The sequence below is a fragment of the Bacillus sp. FSL W8-0640 genome (genome assembly GCF_038007725.1).
GTDB lineage: Bacteria > Bacillota > Bacilli > Bacillales > Bacillaceae_G > Bacillus_A > Bacillus_A cereus.
Genome location: NZ_JBBOXT010000001.1, coordinates 3,295,001 through 3,317,636, shown reverse-complemented (window position 1 = coordinate 3,317,636; position 22,636 = coordinate 3,295,001). Strand labels below are relative to the sequence as shown.

Genomic DNA, 22,636 nt, shown 5'->3' with positions numbered 1-22,636 from the left:
CTCATTAGCTTGTTGAAATTTGCAACGTAGGAAGGGTTTGAAGGATGAGAAAGATTATTAGCGTTTTAGTTATTTTCTTTATGACAGGAAGCATCTTTGCTGGGGGAGCTGTTCATGCGAAAGCAGAAGGAAAGCATGAATGGAATACGAATAAGTTTTTAAATATTGCACATCGCGGAGCAAGTGGACATGCACCTGAGCATACTTTTGCTTCTTATGATCTAGTGAAAAAAATGAAAGCGGATTATTTAGAGTTAGATATTCAATTAACAAAGGATGGCCAATTAATTGCAATGCATGATACAGCAGTTGATCGCACTACAAATGGAACAGGCGAAGTACGAGATAAAACGTTAAGCGAAATAAAGAGTTTAGATGCTGGATCATGGTTTAATAAAGCGTATCCAGAAAAGGCTAAGCAAGAGTATGTTGGGCAAAAGGTTCCAACTCTTGAAGAAATCTTCCAAAAGTATGGAAGAAGTATGAAGTATTATATTGAAACAAAATCACCAGATGTGTATCCAGGAATGGAAGAGAAATTGTTGGCGTTGTTACAAAAATATAATTTAGTAGGCCAAAACATGTCTTCTAGCCGTGTTATGATTCAATCATTTAGTAAAGATAGTTTGAAAAAGATTCATAGTATGAATGAAAATATTCCGTTAGTTCAATTGCTTTGGTATTATCCAAATGAAAACAATGAAATTGTTGAATGGTCTGGTATTACACATGAACCGAAAAGTGTAACAAATGATGATTTTCAAGAAATTAAAAAGTATGCAGCTGGTATTGGACCAAACTTACGTAATGATAACGGAGAACTAATTATTGATGAGTCATATATGAAAATGGCTAGGAAAAATGGACTGTTAATTCACCCTTATACAATTAATGAGAAACCCGATATGAGACTGTTAATCAAATGGGGTGCTACAGGAATGTTTACAAATTATCCGGATCGATTACATAGTGTATTAAAGGAAAAATAAGTGGAAAAGGGTATACCAGTGTTTTAGGTATACCCTTTTTAATTTAACTCCCCGATAAACGTAATCTCTTTTTCATAGCATTCATCTGCATCATAAATAATTTCTTGAAAGTGAAGCGTTTTGAAGGAATGACAAACTGAAATTTCCCATGTCTCCCAAAAATCAATTTCATTTGAAAGAAGAATCCATTTTTGAAATTCACTATCTCTATTAAAGAAATTATGAAAGTAGTCCTCATTTTTAAATATAATGATTTGCGAATCCCATAAATTATTTATAGAAATCAAAACAACAACTCGATATGTATGTGTATCCCTAGGTTTTATATTTATTAAATGATTTGCTTGATTTAATAAGGTTTGAATACATAATCGTTTTACTTTTCTAGGCGTTTTACAAGAATCGATAAAAGCTTGAGAAACTGGTAAAGGCATATTCCAGTATTCATCGTTATAGAAAGTAGAAGGGAACATTTTTGTATGTTCCTCAATTCGCTTTATCATAGTGTTTGTTTTTCGTTTCATACCACGTATTTTCTTTTCACGCATTGTGAGTCATCTCCATAAATTTTTGTAATGCAGCAGAGTGATATATATCTTTTCTAGTAATAAAAGTAGTAGGAACTTTTTGGAAGCTATTTGGTAAAGGATTGAATGATATGTCATGTTTATGACCATTTAAAATAGACTTCATCATAATTGCTATGCCCATACCTGATTTTACACATGCGAGTATCGCTTCAATTGTTCCAAACTCAAATACTCGCTTAGGTGAAATTCCTTCTTCTTGAAGCCAATCTTCTAATAAATTTCTATAATAGCACCCGTGACTAAATGCAAGTAAATTCATGTCTCCTATGTCTTTAAAGGAAGATAAAGGCTTTTTGCTAATGAGAACTAATTCTTCTTCACGAAATATATTTGTATGAAGTTCGGCATGCTGAGTAGAGCCAGCTATAAACGCTCCGTCCAGTTTTCGTTCTAGTACAAGCCTAATTAATTGTTCCGTCGTATTTGATTCTAAAATTAATTCGACTTTTGGGTATTTCTCATAATAGGCCATTAATATAGATGGAAGTCTTACAGCGGTTGTAGATTCTGTACATCCAATTTTTAAAGTGCCTCTTGGTTCGATCCCATTACTTTGAACTGCTTTAACAGATTGATCCATTAAGTGGATAATTTGTTTGGCGTATGTTAATAAAATCTCACCGTTAGAAGTTAAAGTTACACCTTTTCCGTTTCGATAAAATAAAGGCACACCTAATTCGTTTTCTAGTTGTTTCATACGCATTGTTACGCCAGACTGTACATAGTTTAAATTTTTAGCTGCATGAGATATGTTTTTTTCTTTCGCAACTTCGTAAAATACAGTTAAATCTTTTATATCCAAGTATCATCCCTCCAGAAAAGGTATCATTTTTTTTGATGGATTACATGATAAATCTTTATTTTATATGATATCAGAACTTTCATACAATGGAAGGGGATGGAGGGATTATTGTGTTAATGGAAGAAAGGGTGAATAGTACTTATAAGTGGGTTATGTTAATTTTTGCGACGGTTGCTCAAACAACAGCGACACTTATAACGTATGGTGTTGGAGCGTTTGCTTTATTTTGGAAAGAAGAATATGCACTTACGAATACGGAGATTGGATTGTTAGTAAGTGTTGTAAATATAGGACCGCTATTTTGTATGCTTTTTGTCGGGCGGCTACTTGATCAATACAATGAAAAGTTGTTAATTTCGATAAGTTCATTTTTACTAGGAAGTTCGTTTTTACTGACTAATATGGTCAATGGATTTAATGGGTTACTCTTTGTACTTTTATTAGTAGGAACGTTTTATAGTGTTTCGCAGCCAGGAGGAAGTAAGGTGATAATGAAGTGGTTCTCAAAAGAAAATCGCGGGTTAGCGATGGGGATTAGACAAGCCGGTATACCGATTGGTGGTACATTAGCGGGAGTATTGATCCCGTTTCTTACAATAAAATATAATATGGCCTATGCGGTAAATAGCATTGCATGTATTTGTATAATTGGAGGGTTTTTATTTTTTATATTTTATAAGGAACCATATATTCAAGAGAAAGTTAAACAAGAGCGTAGTAAACTTTCTTTTTGGATGCAGTTAAAAGAAGTGATGTGTAAAAAAGAATTGTATGCAATTTATATAACTGGCATTTGTATGATTTCATTGCAAATGGTGTTAGTTGCACACTTTATAAAATTTTTAGTATTGGAACAATCAATCACGCCAATTTTAGCTGGAAAAGTATTTTCCGTTATGTTCTTTTCTGGAATGGTTGGTAGGGTTATATTAGCAGCTACTAGTGATTTGTTTTATAAGGGAAATCGGCGTACCCTCTTATTTATAACTGTTTGTATTTCTATTTTCTTCATTCTAATATTAGTAATGAGCATACATACAATAACGAATGTATTGTATGGTGTAAGTGCATTGTTAGGGTTCTTTTCAATTGGATGGTTTAGTCTTTTTATAACTGAAGTTGCGGAATCAGCAAGTGAAGAATCGGTAGGGATGACAGTGAGTTTTGCACTTACATTAAATCAAATTGCTATTATTGCTGCGCCTGCTTTATTTGGTTATATTGTAGATAAGAAGGGATATACGTATGCGTGGTTATGCATAGTTGTATTACTAACTATTTCAGCGGTTAGCTTATATAGGAAGTATAGAAAATGAAGGAATGTTAGCAATGTAAATTTTTTATGAAGAAAGTCTAAAGAAATGTTGAATGAGCGACATTTCTTTTTTTATTTGTTGTATAATCAAAATGTAAATGAGATTCGTTTTCACTTTCGTTCATTACCTCTTTTGAAATTACCTGTAATTTTAGCCATAATTAGCTGTTTTTCTTTATTGTTATTTGCATGATTTATTTTATTTAAAAATTTTTCAGCATCATTTCCTTTTAATGCCATAATCTGTTTTCCGTAATATTCAATTAATAACATGTTATTAATTGTTATCCGATAATGAAACATCTTATCATCTAAACGATTGCGTTTATCGGTGTTTTTCATATTACATCTCCATTCTTTTTAGTATGTAACAAATGTTACAAAAGAATTTGAAATTATATTGTAATGCATCCGATTGTATGTTGGAAATTTTGCAAGAAAGAAATACAATAGAGAGTAGTCAAAATTGAAAGTGAGAAAAAGGAATCTAGTTTTAACAGAGTGAATATTAAATAATATTATAATATACTTGATAATTAAAAGATATAAAATAGAATGGATGTACGTTAAGTGAAACTAGATAAAAGAGGGCTCCTAGTATGTTAAAGAAATGGTTAATCATTTTCTTTATTTTTGCTGTTTTTTGTGGAAGTGTTGTTACACTAATACATGCAAATAAAGGAAAAAAATATGATGCAAAGGCATTTTCTAATGTAAATAGTAAGCAAAAAGATGTTAAGCAGGAAATTGATGCGAATGAGAAAAAGCGTTATGAAATTGCAGCTGGAAAACTAGATCAGTACTTAAAAGATAAAGGATTTAATGGGAGTGTTCTTGTAGCAAGTAAAGGTCATGTCATTTTACGAAAAGGCTACGGTTATGCGAATGTGAAAGATCAAGTACTAACAACGCCAAGAACGAAATATCGCATTGGCTCTATTACGAAAACAGTTGTTGCAATATCTATTATGCAACTAAAAGAAAAAGGGAAGTTGAACATTGAAGACAATGTAAATAAATATATCCCATCGTTTCCAGCAGATAAAAACATTACGTTACGAAACTTGTTAACACATACGTCTGGATTACCAGAACAGGGACAAGGTAGTGTTGACGCAGCATCACGGTTAAAATTAGTAACGTGGATTGGGGCACAAACGTTACAATTTCCAGCAGGGACAGGATGGAAATATACAGATTATAATTATATGGTGCTTGCATATATTGTAGAAAAAATATCAAATAAACCACTTGCTGAATATGTGAAAGAAAATATTTTGAATCCTGTTGAAATGCATGAATCTGGAATGGGCGCAACACTCCCAGAAGATATTTTCTTAGCAGAAGGGTATACGAAAAAAGATAATAAGTTAATAGCCACACCTCGCTTAAAAATGAACTGGCTGTATGGTTGTGGTGAAATGTATACGACTGTTGAAGATATGAAAAAGTTAGATGAAGCTATTATGGATGGTAAACTACTTTCTAAACAAAGTGTATCAGATATGTTTTCTGCATCACCTGCAAGAAAATATGGATTTAGTTTCTATATTTACCCAGATTATTATCATAACCACGGTGTATTAGCTGGCTGGAACACTTTTAATAATTTTAACTGGGATAAACGAACGTTTGTCATATTATTTTCTAACGTCCAAAATGGTATGAATGATGCATTTAATCAAGAATTTAGGAAAATGGCGAATGATTTAATAGAAGGAAAGGGAATATAAAAAAGAGCCTCTAGCGAGAGGCTCTTTTTTATAGAGCTGAAAACTCCTCAACAAGTTGAGTGAATTGTTTCAATGCACTTTCAATCGGTTCTGGCGTTGTTAAATCGACGCCAGCTTTTTTCAATAAGTTTAATGGGTAGTCTGAACTTCCGCCTTTAAGGAATTCAATATAATTTTTCTGAGCATTCGGCTCACCGCTTAATAGTTTATCAGCGATTTGAATGGCAGATGCGAATCCAGTTGCATATTTGTATACGTAAAACGGGCGATAGAAATGAGGGATTCTAGCCCATCCGTATTTTACTTCTTCATCAAATACAAGTGAATCACCGTTATATTCTTTAAATAGCTTTTCATAAATTTCACTGAAGACTTGTGCATGTAATGGTTTACCTTGTTCAGCCATTTCATGTGTGATTTTTTCAAATTCTGCAAACATAATTTGTGTAAAGAAAGTACCTTTAAATTTCTCAATAAAATGGTTAACTAAATGGTTACGCACGTTCGTATCTTTTGCTTCTTTTAATAAATAGTGAATTAATAACACTTCATTTACTGTAGAAGCGACTTCTGCGACAAAGATAGAATAATGTGCAGAAATTCTTGGTTGGTATCCATGTGAATAGTGCGTATGCATACCGTGACCGCATTCATGAGTAAGAGTGAACAGGCTGTTTAAATCATCGTGATGATTTAAAAGAATGAAAGGATGAACGCCGTATACACCAAAGTTATAAGCACCAGAACGTTTCCCTGGTGTTTCTCTTACGTCTATATATCTTTTATCTTTAAAACTTTTTAATGTCTCAATATATTCTTCTCCTAAAGGAGCTAGTGATGCAATCATAATGTCAAATGCTTCACTATATGGGATGTCTTGTTTTGCACCTTCTACTAAATCGACGCCTAAGTCGTATTGTCTTAGTTCATCTACGTTTAATTTTTCTTTTCGAATTTCATTGTATGTATGTAATGTTTGAATGTTTTTTTTCGTTGTATCAATTAGGTTTTCATATACTTCTTTCGGAACCATATCGCCAAATAATGATTTCTCTAGCGCTGATGGATAGTTTCTTAATTTCGAAACAGTAACATTATTTTTAATAGCAGCGGATAAAGTAGATGCGATGGAATTCTTTAACTGAACATATGGTTTGTAATATGCTTTATAAGCTTCTTTACGCTTTTCACGATTCGTATCTTCTATTAACTTTGCATACATTCTGCGTGTTAAGTTCACTTTCTCTCCATCGTCAGTCGTCACTTCACCAAATAATATATCTGCATTATTTAACATACCAAATGTGTGCTGTGGAGAAGAAAGAGCTTCACCCATTTGTGATAAAATTTCTTCTTGGTCCTTATTTAATACGTGTTTTTTATAACGGTATAATTCAAATAAGTCTTCTTTATAATATTGTAAGCCTTCTGTTTCTTCTATGTAAGAATGTAATGTGTTTTCGTCTATGCTAAGTAAGAAGGGGGAAAAGAAAGATTTCGCTGCACTTACTTTCACGTGTAATTGTGATACTTTATCGACAAGAGATTGCGCGTCAGTATCGCGTGTATCAAGGTCAGATTGTAATCGTGCATAAGCGAACATTAAAGATATTATGCTAGAAACTTCTTCACTCTTCGTTAAATAAGCTAATAAACTATTGCCATCGTGAATATTTCCATTAAACTCGTGTAATTCCTTCGTTAATACTTCAATTTTATGAAAATCACTTTCCCAATCTTCAATTGTATGGTAAATGTCTGTTAAATCCCATTTTTCTATATCAGCTACTTGTAATCGATCTTTAAGTTCTGTCATAATCATTTCCTTTCTAAACATGTAGTTATATTTCTATATAACTATGAAATACAACAAATTGCAAAAAATCCCTGCTGAAAATTGAAAAGCCCTGCTAAAATAACAAGGCTTACTTACTTATAGTGTAATTCCGAATTTTGAATGTAAAAGGTTTGTATATTGCATGTCTGTAACGGTTTCTTTCGTTTTTTTACCATTTTTTGCCACTGTAAGGCTATCTTTCGTTAAAGAGGCATGCCCATCTTCAGTTAGTTTTACAATAAGAGGTACTTTATTAAAGGGTGATCCTTCATGTTCAACGATAATTTTTTGTGCTGTATTTGCTTTTTCTTCATCCACTTCTTCTATATAAAATGCATAGCCTAACGTCCAATCATCAGCAGAAGATTGATCCAAGAACTCATTGTTTTTCCGCATCTCTAAAATGTAGTTTCCCTTTTCGGTCATTTCTTTACGAATACGATAATCTCCTGTAATAGAGTGAATGACTTCACCTGAGAAAGGGACAGGGGCAAGAGGTAAGTATGATCCGAATCCTACTTCAATTAAATAAAGTTCATTATGATGTGTTAAAACGGTTGCGATATGGCCAGAATCAACAGCCCATATGGAGTTTGCAGCGTTATAAACTGTTCCTGAAACGAGATGAACATCGAATCCAGAATCTTTCAGGAAGTAATACATAGTAGGGTTGAGTTCATAACAAAGACCGCCACGGTTATTTACTAAAATTTTCTCTTTCAAATTTTCTTTTGATATTTCTTTAAAATTCTTTTCGAGAATATTTAAGTTTTCAAAAGGAACAGTTTGTGCCATTGCGTACATAATGTTAGATAAATCTTCAAATGAAACTGTGTCTTTTTCTTCTATATGTAATCGTGCGAAAAATTGTTTTTGAAAGTCTGTCATCGAAATCCCTCCGTTATGCTTTTATAGGTAAATTGTAAACAATCTTGAATAGGATGTGAAATTAAAACTACGTTGAATATTTGAAATTAGATTAAAAATAATATGAGAGAGTGAGAGATTGCTACTTTACTAACGGTGGGACGAATATTATAATAATTCTGATAAACTATGCAAACGCTTTCTTGGAAGGGGATGGTGTACAGATGTTTAAAAGAATAACAATAGTCGGATTGTCAGTTGTTATGTTTTTACCTAGTATATATGAGGGGAGTAAAGCATATGCAGATACAGTTAACAATGGAACGTTAATGCAGTATTTTGAGTGGTATGCTCCGAATGATGGAGATCATTGGAATCGTTTGCGTACTGATGCTGAAAATTTAGCGCAAAAAGGAATTACATCTGTTTGGATACCACCTGCATATAAAGGAACTACGCAAAATGACGTAGGATATGGAGCATATGATTTATATGATTTGGGGGAATTCAATCAAAAGGGAACAGTGCGGACGAAATATGGGACGAAAGCACAATTGAAGTCTGCAATTGACGCTTTACATAAGAAAAACATCAATGTATACGGTGATGTAGTTATGAATCATAAAGGTGGGGCTGATTATACAGAAACTGTCACAGCAGTTGAGGTAGACCCGAGCAATCGGAATATTGAAGTATCAGGTGATTATGAAATTAGTGCGTGGACGGGATTTAACTTTCCAGGGCGTGGAGATTCTTATTCTAATTTCAAATGGAAATGGTATCATTTTGATGGAACGGATTGGGATGAAGGAAGGAAATTAAACCGAATTTATAAATTTAGGGGCATAGGTAAAGCATGGGACTGGGAAGTGTCTAGCGAGAATGGGAATTATGATTATTTGATGTATGCGGATCTTGATTTTGATCATCCAGATGTTGCGAATGAAATGAAAAAATGGGGAACGTGGTATGCGAATGAATTAAATTTAGATGGTTTTCGTTTAGATGCTGTTAAACATATTGATCATGAATACTTGCGCGATTGGGTAAATCACGTTAGACAGCAAACAGGGAAAGAAATGTTTACAGTAGCTGAATATTGGCAAAATGATATCCAGACTTTAAATAATTATTTAGCGAAGGTTAATTATAATCAATCTGTGTTCGATGCACCACTTCATTATAATTTTCATTATGCTTCAACAGGAAATGGAAATTATGATATGAGAAACATTTTAAAAGGAACGGTAGTTGCGAATCATCCTACACTTGCGGTTACTCTAGTTGAAAATCATGATTCACAGCCTGGTCAGTCATTGGAATCTGTAGTGAGCCCTTGGTTCAAGCCGCTGGCATATGCATTTATTTTAACGCGTGCAGAGGGGTATCCTTCTGTTTTCTATGGTGATTACTATGGTACAAAAGGAAATAGTAACTATGAAATTCCAGCGTTAAAGGATAAAATTGATCCGATTTTGACGGCACGAAAAAACTTTGCATATGGTACGCAGCGTGATTATTTTGATCATCCAGATGTGATTGGCTGGACAAGAGAAGGTGATAGTGTACATGCTAATTCTGGTTTAGCAACATTAATCTCTGATGGACCAGGAGGGTCAAAGTGGATGGATGTTGGGAAGAATAACGCAGGTGAAGTATGGTACGATATTACGGGTAATCAAACAAATACTGTAACAATTAATAAGGATGGTTGGGGACAATTCCAAGTAAGTGGAGGATCAGTTTCCATATATGTTCAGCAGTAATTTGGTGATGAAAAAGAAGAGGTAGACTGAAATATAAGTTTTCCTCTTCCTTTTTACATTCTGTATAGTTATAAAAGTATGACACCTTTACTTCTCACGTAACATATAGTATGATGATTTCAATAAATTAGATTTCAATGACTATAATATAAATTAATGAGAGGTGCTTTTTGTGAGTGCGGTAGGTATTAAATAGGAAAAATTTAATGAAATAAATCGGATAAGACCAGGGGATTTTTATGTACATCATACCCCTAATTTTGTCATGCATTTATTTCAAAACCTATGAAGATACCTACAATACTTTATAAAGCGTGTAATAAGGGACTGCCATCTATTTTTTATGGCTTATTTCCTCATATGTTATTACAAATGCCTTGTAAATGTAAAAGCTGCGGTATCCCCGCAGCTTTTTTGTATATATTTTTATTGTATAATTATGGAATTTTATATATGACTCATTGGAATCTAATGAGTAGGTATCTTCATTTATGATAAAAATCAATCATAGTGAGGAGAAACAAAATGAATACGATGACTTTTGAAAAGCTACAATATAACGAATTAAAGGATATAGTGAAATCTTATTGTGTAAGTGGATTAGGTAAGGAATTATTAAACAAATTAGAGCCGAGTACGAGTATAAAAGTAGTGAGAAATCGGTTGAATGAAACGACAGAAGCACGAGCTATATTAGATGCAGAAGGGCATGTTCCTTTCTTCGGCATTTCTAATATTGCTAGTACAATTCAAAAATTAGAAAAAGGGATGATTTTAGATCCAGAAGAATTAGTCAGTGTTTCAGACTTTTTACGCGGATGTAGAAAGATTAAAAAGTTTATGTTAGATAAAGAATTTTTTGCACCAGTATTAGCTTCTTATGCAAATTCAATGACTGAATATAAAAGTATTGAAGAGGAAATTAACTTTTCAATTAAAGGAAATAGTATTGATGCAGCTGCAAGTAAAGAGTTAAAACGAATTCGAAATAATATCGATTCTGTAGATGGGAAAATAAAAGAACGTTTAACGAAGTTTTTAAATAGTAGTGCAAATAAGAAATTCATTCAGGAATTCTTTATTAGTAAAAAGGATGACCGTTATACGATTCCAATTAAATCTTCCTATAAAAACCAAGTTGCTGGAAGTATTATTGAAGCCTCGGCAAAAGGTTCTACTGTATTTATAGAACCGCATACGGTTACGAAATTGAATGCGGAACTAGCGGGTTTGAAAGCAGAAGAAGCGGTTGAAGAATATCAAATTTTAGCGACTTTATCAGGAATGGTGTTAGAAAACATTTATAGTATAAAGATTAATATGGAGCTAATTAGTCAGTATGATATGGTATTTGCAAAAGCGAAGTTTAGTAAATCGATTGATGGAATAGAACCGAAGTTAAATGATCATGGCTACATTCATTTAGTGAATTGTAAGCATCCGCTTTTAACAGGGCAAGTTGTACCCTTAAATTTTAAAATTGGTCAAGAGTATCGTAGTTTAATTATTACAGGGCCGAATGCGGGCGGAAAGACAATTGTGTTAAAAACGATTGGATTGTTAACATTAGCTACAATGTCAGGTCTTCATATTGCAGGAGATAAAGGTACAGAAATCGCTATTTTTGAAAAGGTATTTGTAGATATTGGTGATAATCAAAGTATCGAAAACGCATTAAGTACATTTTCATCTCATATGAAAAATCTTTCTGAGATTATGAGGATGTCAAATAATAATACGTTACTTTTATTTGATGAAATAGGAAGCGGTACAGAACCGAATGAAGGTGCAGCACTTGCAATATCTATTTTAGAAGAGTTGTACCTTACGGGATGTATTACCGTTGCGAGTACGCATTACGGAGAAATTAAACGATTCTCAGAAATGCACGATGACTTTATGAATGCAGCGATGCAGTTTAATAGTGAAACGCTAGAGCCGCTTTATAAATTAGTTATCGGAAAATCAGGAGAAAGTAATGCACTTTGGATTGCGAATAAAATGAGCGTAAAAGAACATGTGCTGAAAAGAGCGAAAGAGTACATGGGAAATAAAGAGTACGCTTTAGAAAAAGTGAATGAAAGTAAAATTAGAAAACCGAAATTTGTACAAGAAAAAAGAGAATTTCATTATGAGTACAAAATCGGCGATCGTGTGAATTTATTAGATTATGATGATTTTGGTATCATCTATAAGGAAAAAGATAATTTTTATAACGTCGTTGTATATTATAACGGTGAATTCGTTGAAGTAAATGTAAAACGTATTACTTTAGAGGTAGCAGCGAAGGAGTTATATCCAGAGGGATACGATTTAAATACACTATTTGTCGATTATAAAGAGAGGAAAATGCAACACGATATTGAGCGCGGATCGAAAAAAGCACTTCGTAAAATTCAAAAAGAAATAAGAAAGAATAGAGGATAAGTTAAAATGGTAACGATTAGACAAGAACAAAAAAATGATTATAGAAAAACAGAAGAAGTTGTAAAAGAAGCATTTTTACATGAAGAGTTTAGTGATAAAAAGGAACATGAACTTGTAAAACGTATTAGAGAGTGTGACGCATTTATTCCAGAGTTATCAATCGTTGCAGTAGATGAGGAAATAGTCGGTCACATTATGTTATCTAAAATTGCGATAGAACAAGATGGAACTTCTGTAGAATCGTTAGCACTTGCACCAGTTTCAGTTGCTAGGGGCCATCAGAAGAAAGGAATTGGTGGAAAACTGATTACGGCTGCTTTAGAAAAAGCGAAACAACTTGGATACGGATCAGTTGTAGTATTAGGACATCCAGAGTACTACCCGAAATTTGGTTTTAAGAAAGCAAGTGAGTGGAATGTAAAAGCACCGTTTGAAGTGCCTGAAGAGGTATTTATGATAATGGAATTAACAGAAAATTCTCTTCGAGGTGTAGAAGGAATTGTACAATATTCGAGTGCTTTTGCTGAATAGGAGTACCGGTTAAGAAATGTAATCATAAAAGATGCTATCTTTTTGTATGGATATACAGAAAGATAGCTTTTTTTATTAAGCGGATCTACTGACGTATATTTTGCTCAATGAATAATTGAGGTGGTAAAATTGATATAGAAACGTAAAGGGAGAGAATGAAATGAATAAGCGAGAAACACATAGCAATGAGAATGTAGTGACGTTATATGTTACAAGACACGGTAAAACAATATTAAATACGAATCATCGCGCGCAAGGTTGGGCAGATTCTCCTTTAGTAGAAAGAGGTGTTGAAGTTGCCACAAATTTAGGAACAGGATTAAAAGATATTCATTTTATGAATGCGTATAGTAGTGATAGCGGCCGCGCAATTGAAACTGCTAATTTAGTATTAAAATATAGTGAGCAATCAAAATTAAAACTTGAGCAAAGAAAAGATTTGCGAGAATTAAATTTCGGTATTTTTGAAGGTGAAAAACTTGAGAATATGTGGGATGTGGTTGGAAAAGCTGCAGGCGTTGCATCACCAGAAGAACTCTTGAAGCTTTCTATTCAAGAAGTGATTAATCTTATTAGAGTAGCAGATCCGACAAAACAGGCGGAAGATTGGGAATTGTTTTCTACTCGTATAAAAACAGAGATAGATAAAATTAGTGAAGAAGCTGCTGGAAATGGTGGCGGTAACGTCTTAGTTGTCGTTCATGGGCTTTTGATTACTACCTTAATAGAAATGTTAGACAGTAGCAAAACAAAACTTGGAGTGGAAAATGCTAGCGTGACGAAGATTGTATATCAAGATGGAACATACACAGTGGAGTCGGTTGGAGATATGAGTTATGTTGCAAAAGGGAAAGAAAGTGTGGAAATATAATACTATCTTAAATAGATATAAGAAAAGGAAGTTAGTAAAATCTAGCTTCCTTTTTATTTTTTAGTGCATCATTTATAAGGTTATATTGGGATATTATAATGAAACTTTCTATTGTGTAGAACGTTTCTTTGTTCAACAATCGGGTCATTTAATTGAATAAGGGCGTATTTTTTTGAATAGGACCACTTTGTTAAAAAGGATACATCCAATTTTTAGCGAATACAGGGTTATAAATAAGAAAAAGTGGTGAGATAAATAGGAAAAGAATGTAATTCCTTCTTGGACAATAAAACGGAAAAATGTATAATTAACAGACTTCAGAGCGCGGGTTGTGTTTTCGCAGAAGAAGAGACCCGGTTACTTATTTCAGCAGCCCGAACTCCAGAGGAGCTCAAGAGAATGGTGGAAATGCGAGCCAATGGTTTGCCACTTGAATATGTTGTTGGATACGCAGAATTTTGTGGGTTGCGGATAGAAGTGGACCGAGGTGTTTTCGTACCTCGTCAACGTACCGAGTTTCTTGTTCGCCAAGCAGAAGCTCTGTTATGCTTTGGTGATATCGTCGTTGATCTATGTTGCGGTTCAGGTGCTGTGGGTGTAGCTCTGGCGGCAGCTTTAGGACGAATTGAATTGTATTCTGTTGACATTGATCCTGTCGCAGTACGATGTGCTAGCCGCAACGTAACAAATTTCGGTGGCCATGTTTTTGAAGGTGACTTGTATAAAGCTTTGCCTCACGCACTTAAAGGCCATGTGAATACCCTAGTTGCAAACGTACCTTATGTTCCTACCGAGACAATAAAGCTGCTTCCACAGGAGGCCCGTCTACATGAACCGAAAATGGCGCTAGACGGAGGAGAGGATGGACTCGACATTCAGCGAAGAGTAGCAAAAGAAGCATTTCTCTGGCTCGCATCGGGAGGGCATCTTTTAATAGAGACGAGTGAAATGCAGGCAACTCAGACTTTTGAAATCTTTGCTGGTGCTGGGCTTACCACGAAAGTGACTAGAGATGAGGAATTAGATGCCACTGTTGTTATAGGATCAAAATCTAGTTTTTAGCTTAAATCGGTACGTAGCCTTATTCATAAATAAAAATGATAATTTTCTAGCAATATACAAATAAAAGAACATATGCAATTAAAGGGAGTTTTAATTGAGAAAAGAGCTCAAAAATTATTCGAGTGATACATGGGATCGTTATTTGAAGAAGTAAGGACATAACATATTAGTTATATAAAATATGTTATGTCCTTTCATTTATCAATTTTTTTCACTATAGGTCTTCACAAAATTTTAATCTAGCTTTCTTTTCATTTTATGAATTATGGGATCAATAAAATCTTCCCAGTACTTTTTCTGCTCTCTAATAATTCATGTGCACGGGCACCGTCTTGTAAAGAGAATGTAGTAGGACTTGCAATGTTCAATTTTCCAGTAGCGATCCAATCAAATAATTGAGTAGAGCGCTGCTTACGTTCTTCAAAAGTAGTAAGTACGTTCCAAAGGTCTCCGCCAGTTAAAGTTTTCGAAGTATCCATAAGCATACGTGGATCAATGGGCGCAGGATTACCACCGGCCATTCCGTAAAATACGACAGTACCACCGATTTTAGTAGCGTTAAAACTTTTCTCTAGTGTAGAGCCTACTGATTCATATACAACATTTACTCCAGTACCATTTGTTATTTCAAGTACTTTTGAATGCCATTTTTCAGTATATAAAAATACGTGATCAGCCCCAACTAACGTGGCTACTTTGGTTTTTTCGGTTGATGACGTAAGACCGATTACTGTTCCACCCTGTAGTTTAATCATTTGAATAAGAAGTTGACCAACGCCACCAGCCGCAGCATGGACTAAAGCTGTATCACCTTGTTTTATTTGATAGCTATCTTTCGTTAAATAATGTGCCGTTAGACCTTGCAATAAGATAGAAGCGGCTGTTTCAAAAGAAATTGAATCTGGAAGCGGGATTGCTTTTTCTGCTGGAACGGCAACTAATTCTGCATTTGCGAATGGAACGTCAGCAAATGCAATACGGTCTCCAGGATTGATAGTAGTAACGTTAGCACCTACTTCTTCAACGATACCAGCGCCTTCATAACCTAATATATAAGGAGGGTTACCAGCGAGGTGATAATCACCACGGCGTCTATAAATATCTGCGAAATTTAGACCGATTGCTTTCGTGCGGATAAGAATTTCATTTGGATTAATGATTGGATCAGGGATTTCTTTATATTGAAGTACATCAGCATCTCCGAATGTTTCGAAACAAAGTGCTTTCATATGGAATACCTCCATTTTATTGTTTGTCGATGCTCTTTATCATACAATATAAATATCAATAGACAAAGAGGATTATTTCGATGAAATCAATCGGAAATATCGATTGAAAAAGAGGGATGATAAATGGAGATAAAACAATTAATTACATTTAAAGTAGCAGCAGATACTTTGAACTTTACACAAACTGCGAAGAAATTAAACTTTGCTCAATCGAGCGTTACAGCACAAATTAAAACGTTAGAGGCTGAGCTCGATACACCACTATTTGAGAGATTAGGGAAACGTCTTTTCTTAACTGAAGCAGGAAGAAAGTTTCAACTATATGCAGACAAGATAATCGCACTTAGTAACGAAGCAAAGACGGCCGTGAAAGATGATGAGGAAATAGCAGGTACGTTAATAATTGGTGCACAAGAAAGTCAATGTACATACAGACTGCCTTCTATATTAAAGAGGTTTAAAATACAATTCCCCAAAATAAAGCTTATATTTAAACCAGCACATTCCAATAAAGATGCGAAGGAACAATTGATGGAGGGAAAAGTAGATCTTGCATTTATTTTGGACGAATGTAAAACAGAAGATGTTTTACATGTGGAACCACTTATGAAAGAAGAATTAAAAGTAGTAGCTGCTCCAGGGCATATTTTACTTGAACAGACTACTGTTTCTATAAAAGATTTAGAGAGTGAAACACTTTTATTAACAGAATTAGGCTGCTCATATAGAACTTTATTTGAAGAGCTATTTCGCGGGGAAGATCTATATCCAGCAAATAAAATTGAGTTTGTTAGTGTGGAAGCAATTAAACAATGTGTTATTGCAGATTTAGGTATAGCCGTTTTACCAGCGATAGTAGTAGAAAAAGATATACGGGAAGGGACGTTAAAGGAGTTAATGTTAAACGAAACAATACCTCCAATTTATACACAAATTGCTTGGCATAAAGATAAATGGATGACAGCACCACTGCAGCAATTTATTGATGTAACGAGGGAGTTTTTTACAACAAATTAAGTGGAGAAATATTTATTTTATATAAAAGAAAAAATGGCAATTTTGTATAAAGAACCGATGCTTGAATATAACAAGTATCGGTTCTTTTATGTTTTAAATAAAGGATGCTATAAAATGTGTATTTCTCAACTTTTTTTCTTACAAGGATAAGTAAAGTTCTTCGTATATTCCAATAATCATAAGGGAATTTACAACGTTAATTCGTTTTTGTAAGATGCCTCTAGGAAGCATGGAAGGAGGGCTGACACAGCAGTATAGGTTGTGTTTAGTATACATAATCATTTTGAGGGGGAATTAAAAATGTTTAAAAAGTTAATGAAAGTATGTGTGTTAAGTGTAGCGAGTGTAGGGGTATTATTTAGTTTTCAAGAAAGTACATTTGCAGCTACTGATCTGAGTAGCTATTATGACGGAAAAAATCCAGCAACAACGAAAGTATATGGGGGAAGTACAACATGTGATGCAGATGGATTTAATGCAAAGTCTACAGCAGTTTATGAAGGTAGTAAAAAAGTAGGAACAGTGTATTTACGTTACAGTAATACATGTCATGCGGCATGGTCTAAGCTTGTTTTAGATCAACCAGCACCTTCTGTTTCTGGAGGAGTATATGCTTACGCTGTTATTAATAAATATAAAAATGGTGTATTCCAAAAATCAGTAGATTCTAATAGTGGTAATGGAGCAATTAAAACGGGGCAAACGAGCACTTATACAGGAATGGTGTTTGATTTAACTGCTGATTTTGGTTATACAGCTGATGCCGAAGCAGTGACGATTAATAATGGTTACGGGAAAACTGGACGTTATTAATAAAGGAGTGGAATCCTGTGAAACTTATTAAAAAGGTAAGCGCATGTCTTTGTCTGGCATTGCTCGTCGTAACTAGTGTGTTTAGTACGACCAATAATGATAAAGCATTTGCAGAAGACCATTCGTATGATGGGAAAAGTCCGTATTACAATAGTTGTGATCAATCAGCAGTAACGAAAGAAAAGAAGTGGATTGATTCAAATTCTTATGTGGAATTAAAATTTAGCACGACGTGTAAAACAGCGTGGGCAAAAGTTACTGTAACTCGCCTGGCAGTTTATAATAATGAAGCTGATGCAAGGATTGTTAGAAAAACAGATGGAAAGGCATACACTTGCGGAAGTGCTGGAGGAAATGGTGTTGTAAATAAAGGGCAAACATCATGCTATACGCCAATGGTATATGATTTAGATCCAAGAAAAGCACAAGCGCAGGGGAAACATGCAATTCCGAATAGTGATGCATATAATTATGCGGAGACTATTTGGTATTGATACGATTATACATGTTTTAAGAGCTGTTATTTGATATAAAAATGAAAGAGCCTTACTGCATTTTATTGTGGTAAGGTTCTTTAAAATTGTTTAATAGATTAAGTACATTCATTTACAAAGGTCTCTCTATATAATCGCTTTTAAGTATGGCCATAATAATTTCATCTGAGTATGTATCGTTATAAAATAAAGATTGACGTAAGGTTCCTTCTTTTGCAAAACCAACTTTTTCATAAGCTTTAATTCCGCGTAAATTATGGCTAAATACTTCTAACTGTAAACGATTTAATGATAGTTGTTCAAAAACAAATCTTAAAACTATTTTAATAGCTTCAGTTCCATAACCTTGTCCTGTTAATGCTATTGAAAGCATTGATATTCTGAATCCTGCTCTTTTGTTCTCCTCATCGATATCTAAAATCGACAACTCTCCAATCATCTCTTCAGTACTTTGTAAACAAATAGCGAAATCATAGCGACTTGAATCATTATTTATATGATCTATATGTTTCGTAATTTGCTCCAATGAAAAAGTGGACTTAGTTCCAGTCATATATCTTATTTCATCATCCATTGTACTTTCTAATATAATAGGAGCATCTAGCTGGCAAAGAGGCCTTAAATAAATTCTTTCGCTCTCTAATCTCATTATAATTTTCTCCTTTAGTTAGTAATTGAATGTATAAATACTTAAACTTTCTTCAATGAGTTACATAAAAAATATGAACCTTAATTCGATGTTACATGAATTTTATAATGGTATGGTATACCTAAAACAAATAATAAAAGTTTTATACACAACAAAATGTATCAACGAGTTTTTTGATCATACTATTATTCTTGCTGCTCATTCCGCTTTGAAATGAACATGAATGTATTAACTAAGGTCTGTATCAGGAGGAGTATATCCAAGGTGCCTAGCCATTGATACAATTTGTCCTTTATGATGAAACTCATGCGTTTCCGTATGAGTTAAAAGCCATAGCGGAGTTGTACTCCAAGGCTCTTTTTGCCACTTTACTTCATTTGCAATATTTTCGAGCCAACGGTCATTGTATTCATCTAAAAACCGTTGTACAGTCTCGTCTACTAACTTAAATCTAGCGCGAACTTTTTTCACATCTGCATGCTCAATTTCGTAATCGCTAGCAAATGAAAAGTCTACTCGCTTTTGTTTAAATGCGAATGATCCAAGCCAGTATCGGTAGCAATCGGCTACATGAATATGAGTCTTTATAATGCTACCGCTCCCGAAATTAGGAACTGTGCTATGTAATTTTTCTACTGGGATTTCTTCCAAAAACGAAAATAGAGTTTCTCTTGTAGAGCTAATAAGATTATATTGCTGTTTTAAAACATGTAACATGAAATTAACACTCCTCTTTTATTTACTAAACTATTTGTGTAATAAGTAATTCTATATGTACGAGAGGTGAACCTTTTTATTATTTTTACTAAGCATATTAGATGTATTTCTTCATTGTTTCTGATAGATTAAACAAAGTGAAACTTTAATGAATTGAACATTCTTAGTTCATAATAAAATGTACATGAAGAAGGAGAACGATAAAATGAATAGAATAATTGGTCTAAAACAATTTGAAATAACGCGCGGGGCATTACTTAAATTTATGGAGACGCTAGATGATAAAACTGTGGATACGCAGCCAGAGGGTTTTAACAATACAATTCGTTGGCATATCGGTCATGTATTAACGGCAGCAGAAGTTTTCATGTTTGGAAAAGAATTCAAACAATTACCAACTGAATATCCAGGTATGTTTGGATATGGATCAAGACCATCTAAATGGACAACAGAAGGACCATCATTAGAAGTGTTAACGGTCCAATTAAAAGAACAAGCAAAACGTATTAAAGAAATTCCAGCAGAAGCATTTGAAAATAAACTGCCAGAGCCGTTCCTAGGACTAGAAACAGTTGGTGAGCTTTACGGTATGATGCTTTATCATGAAGCTGATCATATTGGACAAATGAAGGCGATGGAACGTATTATTAAAGCTCTTTAGTCTTAATTGCATATAACAAGCAATACAGGTGTAATGTTAAATGATATAAACAAAAAAGGTAGATAAATTATTATCTACCTTTTTTGTTTAACTTCTTGAAGGATTAGGGATTATCATCGTGATGCTGATGAAGAAGGATAAGAGGATTTTATAATTTTTATGGTGTGATTATTAATTGTAGTATTCCTAAATATGGAATATAAGTATAATGATAGAGAAGAACTAGAAATAGGGGTGAATACTATGATTACATTAGAGCAAAAGTTGGAGCAATATAAACATACATATGTACAGTTAAAGGGAGAACTAAAATGGAAAACGAGCGATTCTCGAACAGGAATGATGATTGCTGCTATGTATGCAGGTAGTGATAAACTGTTTGATCTCGGACGTTTTTTAGAAATTAGTAGTTATATTAAGAATCAGGTAGGGATGTTTTCATACTTAAAGTCTTATCATCGTTTTGTAGTGGCCGCAACATTAGATATTCACTTTACAGATTACCAGAAAGCTTTTCGGGAGTTTTTATATTTATATGAACAATTGGTCGCTGGTGGCTTTAGCCGCAGTATATTTACTTATCTTGCAGCAGCTGTGCTTTTAACAGAAGATAATGAACAACATGGCACGCACATTCAGCGTTCGATGCAAGTATATAAACGTATGAAAGAGGATCATCTTTTTCTTACAGGTACAAATGATTATCCGCTCGCGGTTTTATTAGCAGGACAATCAGAGAATGTAGAAACGCTTATGGACCGAGTGGAACGTCTTTATGAGAAACTAGCGAAAGCTGGTTTTCGTAAAGGGAATGATCTTCAATTCCTAAGTCATATTCTTTCACTAAAGAAGGATGTCCATGAAGAAATGTTAGTTGCAACATGCACAAACATATGGAATTTGTTAAAGCAAGAAAAGGTAAAAGCGAAACAGATGCATTACCCAGCTATCGGACTATTAGCGTTACTTGAGGATGGTGAAAAAGAGATTCATTCTATTAAAGCGTTGATTGAAAAATTGCAAGGGGAGAAATTGTTCCGTTGGCATACAGATACGAGTATTCTTATTGCTATTCAACTGTTCGTAAGTCAGAAAGGTGAGGAAAGTAAAGCTACCAACACAGGTTTACAAACAATGATAGAAGTCCTCATCCAAGCACAACAGGCAGCTATGATGGCAACGATTGCCGCTTCATCTGTAGCAACATCTTCAGCTAGTAGTAGTTCATAATGTGCAACTGCTTATGCTATTGTAAATTATAACTCCTTTGATAAGGACGGTTTAAAAAATATTACTAAAAAAAGCCCATCACCCTCTAATGAGTGATGGGCTAACTATTTTTATATAATCAGTATTATCTTTTCAACTGCTTCAAATGTTTGAGTTGTGTAACAATCATAATGCTAATAACAACGAGTAAAAACCATGAGCTGATTTTACTTAAGTGAACGAGATTCCAAGCTTCCCGTTGGTTTGGATATTGCCATGCACCGAAAAATGTTGCGATGTTTTCTGCAATCCAAATAAAGAATCCGATAAGAAAAAAGGAGAGAACGAGCGGCATTTTATATGTAACGCCTCGTAATGAAAATTCCACAAATGTTCGAAAGAAAACGATGAATAGAAGTAACGTTAAGAACCATCTAAAATCGTATAGAAAATGATGTGTGAAAAAATTGAAGTAAATCAGTGCTCCTAGAGGTATTACAAAAATAGCTTTCGGCCAATGATGCATTTGTAAATGCAATCTTCTCCACGCTTGGCATATGTAACTGGCAACACTTGCATACATAAAGCCGCTGTAAAGTGGAACTCCAAAAACCTTTGAATATGCCTCTTCCGGATAACTCCATGAACCGAAATGAACTTTATATATTTCTAGTAAAAGGCCGATGAGGTGGAAGACAGTAATTACTTTTAATTCGTCTTTCGTCTCAAGGCCAGTCTTGTACATAACCCACTGCATAAGAAGGCATACGATGAGTATGAAATCGTAGCGGTATAACCCTGGGATCGAAACGATTTTTGAAAGGGCTAGTGTTAAGAAAATAACGACTGGGAATAAGCAGGATAATGCTTGTTCATAAGTAAAATAGAGTAGTTGTTTTATATATAACATTGCATCACCTTGGATGTTTTTATTTGAAAACTCAAAATAATGATTAAGTATACTACACTTTTAAAAATAAGCTAGTATTCTATTTTGCGTGTATTTGTAAGTTTTGGAAGGGAATTGTAATAATTATTTTAATATTTAACGAAGTAA

General features: G+C 34.0%; 22 protein-coding genes. 13 read left to right on the top strand and 9 right to left on the bottom strand.

Annotation, left to right across the window (positions count from 1 at the left end; genetic code table 11):
* The first annotated feature begins 44 nt into the window (after positions 1–44).
* Positions 45–989 carry a glycerophosphodiester phosphodiesterase gene (locus N2V80_RS17150; protein ID WP_001226340.1) on the top strand — a complete coding sequence of 315 codons (945 nt, stop codon included), beginning with the start codon at positions 45–47 and terminating at the stop codon, positions 987–989.
* Between the two features lie 38 nt (positions 990–1,027).
* Here the strand turns inward: N2V80_RS17150 and N2V80_RS17145 are convergent, their stop codons facing one another.
* Positions 1,028–1,537 (bottom strand): DUF3916 domain-containing protein, encoded by a 510-nt coding sequence (locus tag N2V80_RS17145; RefSeq protein ID WP_016111438.1) that lies wholly within the window; start codon positions 1,535–1,537, stop codon positions 1,028–1,030.
* A complete protein-coding gene (locus tag N2V80_RS17140) occupies positions 1,530–2,381 on the bottom strand; it encodes a LysR family transcriptional regulator (protein ID WP_000351684.1) in 852 nt (283 codons plus the stop codon). The genes N2V80_RS17145 and N2V80_RS17140 overlap by 8 nt, the downstream gene beginning before the upstream one ends.
* Before the next feature lie 86 nt (positions 2,382–2,467).
* On the opposite strand from N2V80_RS17140, the gene N2V80_RS17135 reads away from it, so the two are divergent.
* Complete coding sequence (locus N2V80_RS17135) at positions 2,468–3,697, top strand: MFS transporter (protein ID WP_002000388.1); 1,230 nt, start codon at positions 2,468–2,470, stop codon at positions 3,695–3,697.
* Between the two features lie 110 nt (positions 3,698–3,807).
* Here the strand turns inward: N2V80_RS17135 and N2V80_RS17130 are convergent, their stop codons facing one another.
* Positions 3,808–4,038: a hypothetical protein gene (locus N2V80_RS17130; protein WP_061655018.1), complete on the bottom strand. Its 231-nt coding sequence runs from the start codon at positions 4,036–4,038 to the stop codon at positions 3,808–3,810.
* 257 nt (positions 4,039–4,295) lie between these two features.
* On the opposite strand from N2V80_RS17130, the gene N2V80_RS17125 reads away from it, so the two are divergent.
* A complete protein-coding gene (locus N2V80_RS17125; RefSeq protein WP_000915166.1) occupies positions 4,296–5,429 on the top strand; it encodes a serine hydrolase domain-containing protein in 1,134 nt (377 codons plus the stop codon).
* 28 nt (positions 5,430–5,457) lie between these two features.
* On the opposite strand, the gene pepF is transcribed toward N2V80_RS17125, so the two are convergent.
* Together pepF and N2V80_RS17115 are read right to left on the bottom strand one after the other, a co-directional pair.
* Positions 5,458–7,245, bottom strand: coding sequence for an oligoendopeptidase F (gene pepF, locus N2V80_RS17120; RefSeq protein WP_061655017.1), 1,788 nt, complete (start codon positions 7,243–7,245; stop codon positions 5,458–5,460).
* Positions 7,246–7,362: 117 nt separating this feature from the next.
* The gene (locus tag N2V80_RS17115; RefSeq protein ID WP_000129195.1) at positions 7,363–8,154 is read right to left on the bottom strand and encodes an arylamine N-acetyltransferase family protein; all 792 of its coding nucleotides are present in this window, start codon (positions 8,152–8,154) and stop codon (positions 7,363–7,365) included.
* Between the two features lie 203 nt (positions 8,155–8,357).
* Between N2V80_RS17115 and amyS the strand changes: the two genes are divergently transcribed.
* From amyS to N2V80_RS17090, 5 genes are all read left to right on the top strand, one after another.
* Positions 8,358–9,899 (top strand): alpha-amylase, encoded by a 1,542-nt coding sequence (gene amyS / locus N2V80_RS17110; RefSeq protein WP_000476404.1) that lies wholly within the window; start codon positions 8,358–8,360, stop codon positions 9,897–9,899.
* A gap of 525 nt (positions 9,900–10,424) precedes the next feature.
* A complete protein-coding gene (locus N2V80_RS17105; protein WP_061655016.1) occupies positions 10,425–12,326 on the top strand; it encodes an endonuclease MutS2 in 1,902 nt (633 codons plus the stop codon).
* A 6-nt stretch (positions 12,327–12,332) separates the two neighbouring features.
* A complete protein-coding gene (locus tag N2V80_RS17100) occupies positions 12,333–12,857 on the top strand; it encodes a GNAT family N-acetyltransferase (protein WP_061655015.1) in 525 nt (174 codons plus the stop codon).
* Positions 12,858–13,017: 160 nt separating this feature from the next.
* Positions 13,018–13,728 carry a histidine phosphatase family protein gene (locus N2V80_RS17095; RefSeq protein ID WP_001042057.1) on the top strand — a complete coding sequence of 237 codons (711 nt, stop codon included), beginning with the start codon at positions 13,018–13,020 and terminating at the stop codon, positions 13,726–13,728.
* A 279-nt stretch (positions 13,729–14,007) separates the two neighbouring features.
* Positions 14,008–14,790: a putative protein N(5)-glutamine methyltransferase gene (locus N2V80_RS17090; protein ID WP_002196763.1), complete on the top strand. Its 783-nt coding sequence runs from the start codon at positions 14,008–14,010 to the stop codon at positions 14,788–14,790.
* A 263-nt stretch (positions 14,791–15,053) separates the two neighbouring features.
* Here N2V80_RS17090 and N2V80_RS17085 read toward each other — a convergent pair whose 3' ends face one another.
* Complete coding sequence (locus N2V80_RS17085) at positions 15,054–16,019, bottom strand: quinone oxidoreductase family protein (protein WP_000645263.1); 966 nt, start codon at positions 16,017–16,019, stop codon at positions 15,054–15,056.
* Between the two features lie 123 nt (positions 16,020–16,142).
* Between N2V80_RS17085 and N2V80_RS17080 the strand changes: the two genes are divergently transcribed.
* The 3 genes from N2V80_RS17080 to N2V80_RS17070 all read left to right on the top strand — a co-directional run bounded on the left by N2V80_RS17080 (position 16,143) and on the right by N2V80_RS17070 (position 18,343).
* On the top strand, positions 16,143–17,036 hold the full coding sequence (locus N2V80_RS17080; protein WP_048568285.1) for a LysR family transcriptional regulator: 894 nt from the start codon (positions 16,143–16,145) through the stop codon (positions 17,034–17,036).
* Positions 17,037–17,336: 300 nt separating this feature from the next.
* Complete coding sequence (locus tag N2V80_RS17075) at positions 17,337–17,849, top strand: DUF2690 domain-containing protein (protein ID WP_000473748.1); 513 nt, start codon at positions 17,337–17,339, stop codon at positions 17,847–17,849.
* 17 nt (positions 17,850–17,866) lie between these two features.
* Positions 17,867–18,343, top strand: coding sequence for a DUF2690 domain-containing protein (locus N2V80_RS17070; protein ID WP_000767004.1), 477 nt, complete (start codon positions 17,867–17,869; stop codon positions 18,341–18,343).
* Positions 18,344–18,455: 112 nt separating this feature from the next.
* Here N2V80_RS17070 and N2V80_RS17065 read toward each other — a convergent pair whose 3' ends face one another.
* A complete protein-coding gene (locus N2V80_RS17065) occupies positions 18,456–18,992 on the bottom strand; it encodes a GNAT family N-acetyltransferase (RefSeq protein WP_001235431.1) in 537 nt (178 codons plus the stop codon).
* A 228-nt stretch (positions 18,993–19,220) separates the two neighbouring features.
* A complete protein-coding gene (locus N2V80_RS17060) occupies positions 19,221–19,709 on the bottom strand; it encodes a DinB family protein (protein ID WP_000903460.1) in 489 nt (162 codons plus the stop codon).
* A 184-nt stretch (positions 19,710–19,893) separates the two neighbouring features.
* On the opposite strand from N2V80_RS17060, the gene N2V80_RS17055 reads away from it, so the two are divergent.
* Both N2V80_RS17055 and N2V80_RS17050 read left to right on the top strand, forming a co-directional pair.
* On the top strand, positions 19,894–20,370 hold the full coding sequence (locus tag N2V80_RS17055; protein WP_113623480.1) for a DinB family protein: 477 nt from the start codon (positions 19,894–19,896) through the stop codon (positions 20,368–20,370).
* Positions 20,371–20,562: 192 nt separating this feature from the next.
* Positions 20,563–21,600, top strand: a complete 1,038-nt coding sequence (locus tag N2V80_RS17050) for a DUF4003 domain-containing protein (protein ID WP_142307792.1) — start codon at positions 20,563–20,565, stop codon at positions 21,598–21,600.
* A gap of 124 nt (positions 21,601–21,724) precedes the next feature.
* On the opposite strand, the gene N2V80_RS17045 is transcribed toward N2V80_RS17050, so the two are convergent.
* Positions 21,725–22,489 (bottom strand): DUF817 domain-containing protein, encoded by a 765-nt coding sequence (locus tag N2V80_RS17045; protein WP_061655013.1) that lies wholly within the window; start codon positions 22,487–22,489, stop codon positions 21,725–21,727.
* Positions 22,490–22,636: the final 147 nt, after the last annotated feature.

Coding starts and splice junctions, on each gene's coding strand:
- N2V80_RS17045 (WP_061655013.1), bottom strand. CDS start 22,489: ATGTTATATATAAAACAACTACTCTATTTTACTTATGAACAAGCATTA.
- N2V80_RS17115 (WP_000129195.1), bottom strand. CDS start 8,154: ATGACAGACTTTCAAAAACAATTTTTCGCACGATTACATATAGAAGAA.
- N2V80_RS17075 (WP_000473748.1), top strand. CDS start 17,337: ATGTTTAAAAAGTTAATGAAAGTATGTGTGTTAAGTGTAGCGAGTGTA.
- N2V80_RS17085 (WP_000645263.1), bottom strand. CDS start 16,019: ATGAAAGCACTTTGTTTCGAAACATTCGGAGATGCTGATGTACTTCAA.
- N2V80_RS17125 (WP_000915166.1), top strand. CDS start 4,296: ATGTTAAAGAAATGGTTAATCATTTTCTTTATTTTTGCTGTTTTTTGT.
- N2V80_RS17095 (WP_001042057.1), top strand. CDS start 13,018: ATGAATAAGCGAGAAACACATAGCAATGAGAATGTAGTGACGTTATAT.
- N2V80_RS17050 (WP_142307792.1), top strand. CDS start 20,563: ATGGAATATAAGTATAATGATAGAGAAGAACTAGAAATAGGGGTGAAT.
- pepF (WP_061655017.1), bottom strand. CDS start 7,245: ATGACAGAACTTAAAGATCGATTACAAGTAGCTGATATAGAAAAATGG.
- N2V80_RS17135 (WP_002000388.1), top strand. CDS start 2,468: ATGGAAGGGGATGGAGGGATTATTGTGTTAATGGAAGAAAGGGTGAAT.
- N2V80_RS17055 (WP_113623480.1), top strand. CDS start 19,894: ATGAAGAAGGAGAACGATAAAATGAATAGAATAATTGGTCTAAAACAA.
- N2V80_RS17145 (WP_016111438.1), bottom strand. CDS start 1,537: ATGCGTGAAAAGAAAATACGTGGTATGAAACGAAAAACAAACACTATG.
- N2V80_RS17080 (WP_048568285.1), top strand. CDS start 16,143: ATGGAGATAAAACAATTAATTACATTTAAAGTAGCAGCAGATACTTTG.
- N2V80_RS17060 (WP_000903460.1), bottom strand. CDS start 19,709: ATGTTACATGTTTTAAAACAGCAATATAATCTTATTAGCTCTACAAGA.
- N2V80_RS17100 (WP_061655015.1), top strand. CDS start 12,333: ATGGTAACGATTAGACAAGAACAAAAAAATGATTATAGAAAAACAGAA.
- N2V80_RS17150 (WP_001226340.1), top strand. CDS start 45: ATGAGAAAGATTATTAGCGTTTTAGTTATTTTCTTTATGACAGGAAGC.
- N2V80_RS17105 (WP_061655016.1), top strand. CDS start 10,425: ATGAATACGATGACTTTTGAAAAGCTACAATATAACGAATTAAAGGAT.
- amyS (WP_000476404.1), top strand. CDS start 8,358: ATGTTTAAAAGAATAACAATAGTCGGATTGTCAGTTGTTATGTTTTTA.
- N2V80_RS17130 (WP_061655018.1), bottom strand. CDS start 4,038: ATGAAAAACACCGATAAACGCAATCGTTTAGATGATAAGATGTTTCAT.
- N2V80_RS17065 (WP_001235431.1), bottom strand. CDS start 18,992: ATGAGATTAGAGAGCGAAAGAATTTATTTAAGGCCTCTTTGCCAGCTA.